A 5,986-nucleotide genomic window follows, 5' to 3' on the forward strand; every position below is an offset into this window, starting at 1 on the left:
AGGACGCCGAGTTCGACGGACCCGTCGCCGGTGAGAGGATGGCGCTCAGTCATGCCGCAATGCTAACGAGACGAACGAGGTGCCCCACGTGTCCGACCACTCCTACGAGGTGTCCGTCCGCTGGACCGGAGACCGCGGTTCCGGCACGAGCGGCTACCGCGACTACGGCCGCGACCACGTGGTCTCCGCGGCGGGGAAGCACGACCTGGCGGGTTCGGCCGACCCGACGTTCCGAGGCGACCGCGACCGCTGGAACCCCGAGGAGCTCGTCGTCGCGGCGCTGGCGCAGTGCCACATGCTGAGCTACCTGCACGTCGCCGTGCAGCAGGGCTTCACGGTCGTCGACTACCAGGACCGGGCGACCGCGAGCCTGAACCTCAACCGCGACGGCTCCGGCGAGCTCGTCGAGACGACGCTGCACCCGGTCGTCACCATCCGTGAGGCGGACAGGATCGAGGACGCGATCGCTGCGCACGCCGAGGCGAACCGGCTCTGCTTCATCGCGCGCTCCGTTGCGTTCCCCGTCCACCACGAGCCCGACATCCGGGTGCTCGCAGGGGAATCATCGGCGAGTGCGGCAGACTAGGGTCCCGTGAAGCGTCTTCGCCTGCTCCCGATCGCCCTGGTCCCCGCCGTCGTGCTGGGACTCGCCGCGTGCTCCGGCACGGGGTCGGGCACCGCCACGACATCGCCGAGCGCGTCGTCCAGCGCCAGTGCCAGCGCAGCGGCGATCACCTCCTGCCCCGATCCGGGCAAGGCCTCCGACTCGGTGAAGGTGTCGGGTGCGGTCGGCACGGCCACCGCTCCGAAGGTGTCCTTCGCGAAGGGGCTCAGTGCATCGGAGCCGCAGGCCACGGTCGCGGTGCAGGGCAAGGGTGCGTCCCTCAAGTCGGGCGACTACGCGCAGGTCTCCTACAGCGTGTACCAGGCGAAGGACGCCTCGAAGCTCGGCAGCGTGGGCTTCGACTCCGGCAACCCGCAGGCGCTCTCCGTGGGCGGCAGTGGCTTCGGCGCCATCCTCGCGTGCTCGACGGTCGGCGAGCGCGTGGTCGTCGTCGGCCAGTCCTCGGCGATCGGCTTCAACACCGGCGGTGACGTGGTCGTCGTCGCCGACATCGTCTCGAAGATCCCGACCAAGGCGACGGGTACGCCCCAGGAGCAGGACCCCGCGTTGCCGACCGTCAAGGACAAGGCCGACGGTGAGCCGCAGATCACGATCCCGTCGGGGATCAAGACCCCCTCGAAGACGGAGGTCGAGGTCCTCAAGCAGGGCGACGGGCAGACGATCAAGGACGGCGACACCGCTCTCGTGCAGTACAAGGGCGTGCTGCTCAAGGGTGGCAAGGAGTTCGACTCGTCATGGTCGAAGGGCGTCCCGACGACGTTCACCGTCTCGGAGCAGGGTCTCATCAAGGGCTTCGTGACGGGGCTCGTCGGTCAGAAGGTCGGTTCGCAGGTCCTGATCGTCGCCACCTCGGACGACGCCTACGGAGCGAACCCGCGTGAAGGGTCCGGGATCCCCGCGAACGCTCCGCTGGTCTTCGTCGTCGACATCCTCGCCATCGGCTGACGGAGCAGGACGTGATCCTCGGCGAGGGCGATGAGCAGGTGCTCATCGCCCTCGCCTCGTGAGGAACGGCTCAGCGCTGGACCTTCGTGATCGTCACGGTCACGTTCAGCGTCACGTTCGAGTACGCCCGGTAGGTGTACGCCATACCGTTCGACGCCCAGAAACTGGTCTCCCGGTCGCCGGAAGAGTAGCTGATGATCTTCTTCCACGTGCCCGTGCGGGTACCGGTCCCGGTGAGGCCGTACGGCGTACCCGAGATGCTCCGCATGCAGACGCTCGTCGACGTGCATCCCGGACCGATCGGGGTCAACGCTCGCGTGTGCACGCCGGTCACCGTGCTGTCCGGCGCCGGCGCTGCGGCGAGGACCTCGCCGGTCGCGGCGTCGACGTAGAGCGACACCGGGTCGGTCCCGCTGACGAGTGCGTCGATCTCGGCCCGGCTCTGCGTGGTGCTCAGCGCACGGAGCTGTGCGGTGTCGACCGCGGCGGACGGGGCGGGAGTCGCCTGCGCGTTCGTCGTCCCCAAGCCCACGATCACGAGCGTGGTGGCGGCTGAGGCGAGGAGTGCTGCGACGGAGCGCTGTTTGGTTCGCATGCTGAACATCCTTCCGCATATCAGCGGAGGGATGGCTCGTGTGCGGTCTCGGTACAGTTACGAAATGCAGCCCCCCAAGCGCCGGATCGTCGTCCTCGGCAGCACCGGCTCGATCGGCACCCAGGCGCTCGACGTCGTCGCGCGCAACCCGGACCGGTTCGAGGTCGTCGGCCTCACCGCCGGCAACAACCGTGCCCTCGTCGCCGAGCAGGCCACGCGCTTCGGCGTCCACGACACCGCGTTCGGTGCCGCCGACTCCGAGCGGCTGATCCGGAGCGTCGAGGCGGACGTCGTCCTCAACGGCATCACCGGCTCGGTCGGACTCGGACCCACCCTGGCCGCCCTCGAGTCCGGGGCGACGCTCGCCCTCGCGAACAAGGAGAGCCTCATCGTCGGCGGGCCGCTCGTGCAGGCCGCGGCCCGACCGGGGCAGATCGTGCCCGTCGACAGCGAGCACTCGGCGATCGCGCAGGCGCTGCGCTCCGGCTCGTCGGACGAGGTCCGGCGCCTGGTGCTGACGGCCAGCGGCGGACCGTTCCGGGGCCGTTCCCGCGACGAACTCCGCGACGTCACCCCGACACAGGCGCTCGCGCACCCGACGTGGGACATGGGGCTCGTCGTCACGACGAACTCGGCGACACTCGTGAACAAGGGTCTCGAGGTGATCGAGGCCCACCTGCTCTTCGACGTGCCCTACGACCGCATCGACGTGACGGTGCACGCGCAGTCGATCGTGCACTCGATGGTCGAGTTCGTGGACGGGTCGACCATCGCGCAGGCGTCGCCGCCGGACATGCGCCTCCCCATCGCGCTCGGGCTCGCCTGGCCGGACCGCGTGCCGGGCGTCGGGGTCCCGCTCGACTGGACGACCGCGAGCACCTGGACGTTCGAGCCGCTCGACGCCGAGGCGTTCGGAGCCGTCGCGCTGGCCAAGCGCGTCGGCGAGGCCGGCGGGACGTTCCCCGCGGTGTTCAACGCCGCGAACGAGCAGGCCGTCGCCGCGTTCCACGCGGGTGCGATCGGCTTCCTCGACATCGTCGACACGGTCGAGCGGGTCGTCGACGAGCACACGATGGGGGAGTCCTCCCTCGAGGGCGTCCTGGCAGCGGAGCGCTGGGCGCGCGCCGCGGCGGACCGCGCGCTGTCGCGCTGACCCACGCCGCGCCTCCAGGCTGAAAGCCCACCACCTGTCGGACGGGAGGCGCGACCCACCTCCCAGGGTGCGCTCGGCTCCGTCATGGGGAGCGTCCCGTAGCCTTTCCCGGTGACCGTCGAATCCGTCCTGCTCTTCGTCCTCGGCGTGGTCGTCTTCATCGTCGGCCTGCTGGTCTCGATCGGACTCCACGAGCTCGGGCACCTCTCCTTCGCGAAGCTCTTCAACGTGAAGGTGACGCAGTACTCGCTCGGCTTCGGCAAGGCGATCTGGTCGTTCACGCGCGGCGAGACGGAGTACGGGATCCGGCCGATCCTCCTCGGCGGGTACATCTCGATGGTCGGCATGCTCAAACCGCGGGCTTCGGGCAAGCCGAGCGCGATCACGAACACGGGCATGTACGGCGCGTTCGTGCAGGACGCCCGGCAGGCCAGCGCCGAGCAGATCGCGGAGTCCGGCGGCGACGACTCCCGCGCGTTCTACCGCCTGACGCCGTGGAAGCGGATCATCGTGATGGTCGCCGGTCCGGCGATGAACCTCGTCATCGGGATCGTCCTGTTCGGTGTGCTCCTCTGTGGTTTCGGCGCGCCGACGACCACGTTCACGTCGAGCGTCGACTGCGTGCTGCCGAACAGCCGGACGACGACCTGCAGTTCGGACGACGCGGTGTCCCCGGCGAAGGAGGCCGGCATCCGGTCCGGCGACGTCGTGCTCTCCGTCGACGGGAAGGCCGACCCGACGATCGCCGAGGTGTCGACGCTGTTCCAGCGGAGCGCCGGCAAGGAGCTCACGGTCGTGGTCGAGCGCGACGGTGCCCGCAAGACGCTCGAGATCACCCCGGTGACGGCGACGCGCGACGTCTACCGCTCCGACGGCACGGTCGCGAAGAACGAGGACGGCACGACCAAGACCCAGCAGGTCGGCGTGGTCGGCGTCAGCATCGGGCAGTCGCTCGTCCGGCAGTCGCCGACGGCGGTCCTGCCGGCGACGGGCGCGCAGATCTCGGCGTCAGCACACCTCATCATCGACCTCCCGCAGCGGCTCGTCGCGGTGTGGAACGCGGCGTTCGGCTCGCAGGCCCGGTCGCAGGACAGCCCGGTGTCCGTCGTCGGCGTCGGGCGCGCGATCGGTGAGGTCTCGTCGATGTCGGGGGTCCCGATCGTCGACAAGGCCTACACGATCCTCGGCCTGCTCGCCTCGCTCAACATCGGCCTGTTCGTCCTGAACATGGTGCCGCTGCTGCCCCTCGACGGCGGCCACATCGCGGGTGCCCTGTGGGAGGCCGTGAAGCGCCGGTCCTTCACGCTCGTCGGGAAGGCGGATCCGGGGCCGATCGACCTCGCGAAGACGATGCCCCTCACGATGGTCGTCGTGGTGCTCCTCGCCGGGATGAGCGCGCTGCTCATCTACGCCGACATCGTGCGCCCCGTGAACCTGTTCGGGTAGCCGGCCCGTCCTCAGGACGGCAGTGGTCCGTCCCCAGGACCGCAGCAGTCCGTCCCAGGACCGCAGCAGTCCGTCCACAGGACGACGGCGAGCCTGCCCGGCCGGCGGCGCGCGCACTACGCTCGGCGCATGAGCACAGCGCCCATGCCCCCTGCACCGGACCCGCGGGGCCCGGAACTGCGGACCGTCGAACGCCAGGGCACCGACGTCATCGCCGAGGCCGACCGGAAGGGCACGCCGCGTGGGCTGTTCTGGCCGTGGTTCGCGGCGAACGTGTCCGTGCTCGGGATCGCGTACGGCGCCTTCGTGCTCGGGTTCGGCATCTCGTTCTGGCAGGCGACCGTGGTGGCCGTCATCGGGGTGGTCTTCTCGTTCCTGCTGTGCGGCGTCGTCGCGATCGCGGGCAAGCGCGGGTCGGCACCGACGATGGTGCTCAGCCGGGCGGCGTTCGGCGTCCGGGGCAACCGGCTGCCGTCGTTCCTCAGCTGGGTGCTCACGGTCGGGTGGGAGACCGCGCTGGCTGCTCTGGCCGTGCTCGCGACGTCGACGGTCTTCCGTGAGCTCGGCTGGGACGACGGCGTCGTCACCAAGCTGGTGGCGCTCGTCGTCGTCGCCGCGTTGGTCGTGGGGGCCGGGATCGCGGGCTTCGACGTCGTGATGCGGCTGCAGACCTGGATCACCGTCGTGACCGCGGTGCTCACGGTGGTGTACGTCGTGCTCGCGGTCCCGTCGATCGACTTCGCCGCCATCGCCGCGTTGCCGTCGGGCAGTGCGCAGCAGGTCATCGGTGCGCTGGTGCTCGTGATGACCGGGTTCGGGCTCGGTTGGGTCAACGCCGCCGCCGACTACTCGCGCTACCTGCCGCGCACGTCCTCCACCCGCGGGGTCGTGGGATGGACGACGTTCGGCGGAGCCCTCGCACCGGCGCTCCTCGTCGTCTTCGGCGTGCTGCTCGCCGGGTCCTCGAAGGACCTGAACGCCGCGATCAACGCCGACCCGATCGGCGCGCTCACCACGATCCTGCCGATCTGGTTCCTCGTCCCGTTCGCGATCGTCGCCATCCTCGGGATCGTCGGCGGCGCGGTGATGGACATCTACTCGTCCGGCCTCGCACTGCTGAGCGCGGGGGTGCGGATCCCTCGCCCCGTCGCGGCGGGTGTGGACGGCGTCGTGATGGTGATCGGCGCGGTCTCCGTCGTCTTCTTCGCGCCGGACTTCATCG

Annotated in this window: 6 protein-coding genes; 5 read left to right on the forward strand and 1 reads right to left on the reverse strand. The window is 70.1% G+C overall.

Features of this window, described 5'->3' with window-relative positions; translation table 11 throughout:
• The first annotated feature begins 88 nt into the window (after nucleotides 1-88).
• Both I59_RS16930 and I59_RS16935 read left to right on the forward strand, forming a co-directional pair.
• Nucleotides 89-586, forward strand: coding sequence for an OsmC family protein (locus I59_RS16930; protein ID WP_022904884.1), 498 nt, complete (start codon nucleotides 89-91; stop codon nucleotides 584-586).
• A gap of 6 nt (nucleotides 587-592) precedes the next feature.
• Complete coding sequence (locus I59_RS16935) at nucleotides 593-1,570, forward strand: FKBP-type peptidyl-prolyl cis-trans isomerase (protein WP_022904885.1); 978 nt, start codon at nucleotides 593-595, stop codon at nucleotides 1,568-1,570.
• Nucleotides 1,571-1,640: 70 nt separating this feature from the next.
• Here the strand turns inward: I59_RS16935 and I59_RS16940 are convergent, their stop codons facing one another.
• Complete coding sequence (locus I59_RS16940; protein ID WP_022904886.1) at nucleotides 1,641-2,165, reverse strand: hypothetical protein; 525 nt, start codon at nucleotides 2,163-2,165, stop codon at nucleotides 1,641-1,643.
• Between the two features lie 64 nt (nucleotides 2,166-2,229).
• On the opposite strand from I59_RS16940, the gene dxr reads away from it, so the two are divergent.
• From dxr to I59_RS16955, 3 genes are all read left to right on the forward strand, one after another.
• A complete protein-coding gene (gene dxr, locus I59_RS16945) occupies nucleotides 2,230-3,318 on the forward strand; it encodes a 1-deoxy-D-xylulose-5-phosphate reductoisomerase (RefSeq protein ID WP_022904887.1) in 1,089 nt (362 codons plus the stop codon).
• Between the two features lie 111 nt (nucleotides 3,319-3,429).
• A complete protein-coding gene (locus I59_RS16950; RefSeq protein ID WP_022904888.1) occupies nucleotides 3,430-4,764 on the forward strand; it encodes an RIP metalloprotease in 1,335 nt (444 codons plus the stop codon).
• Nucleotides 4,765-4,893: 129 nt separating this feature from the next.
• Nucleotides 4,894-5,986, forward strand: a 1,093-nt coding sequence (locus I59_RS16955) for a cytosine permease (protein ID WP_083882195.1), incomplete at its 3' end; no start/stop codon positions are given.

It is taken from the genome of Curtobacterium sp. B8 (assembly GCF_000333315.1).
GTDB lineage: Bacteria > Actinomycetota > Actinomycetes > Actinomycetales > Microbacteriaceae > Curtobacterium > Curtobacterium luteum.

Coding starts and splice junctions, on each gene's coding strand:
- dxr (WP_022904887.1), top strand. CDS start 2,230: ATGCAGCCCCCCAAGCGCCGGATCGTCGTCCTCGGCAGCACCGGCTCG.
- I59_RS16940 (WP_022904886.1), bottom strand. CDS start 2,165: ATGCGAACCAAACAGCGCTCCGTCGCAGCACTCCTCGCCTCAGCCGCC.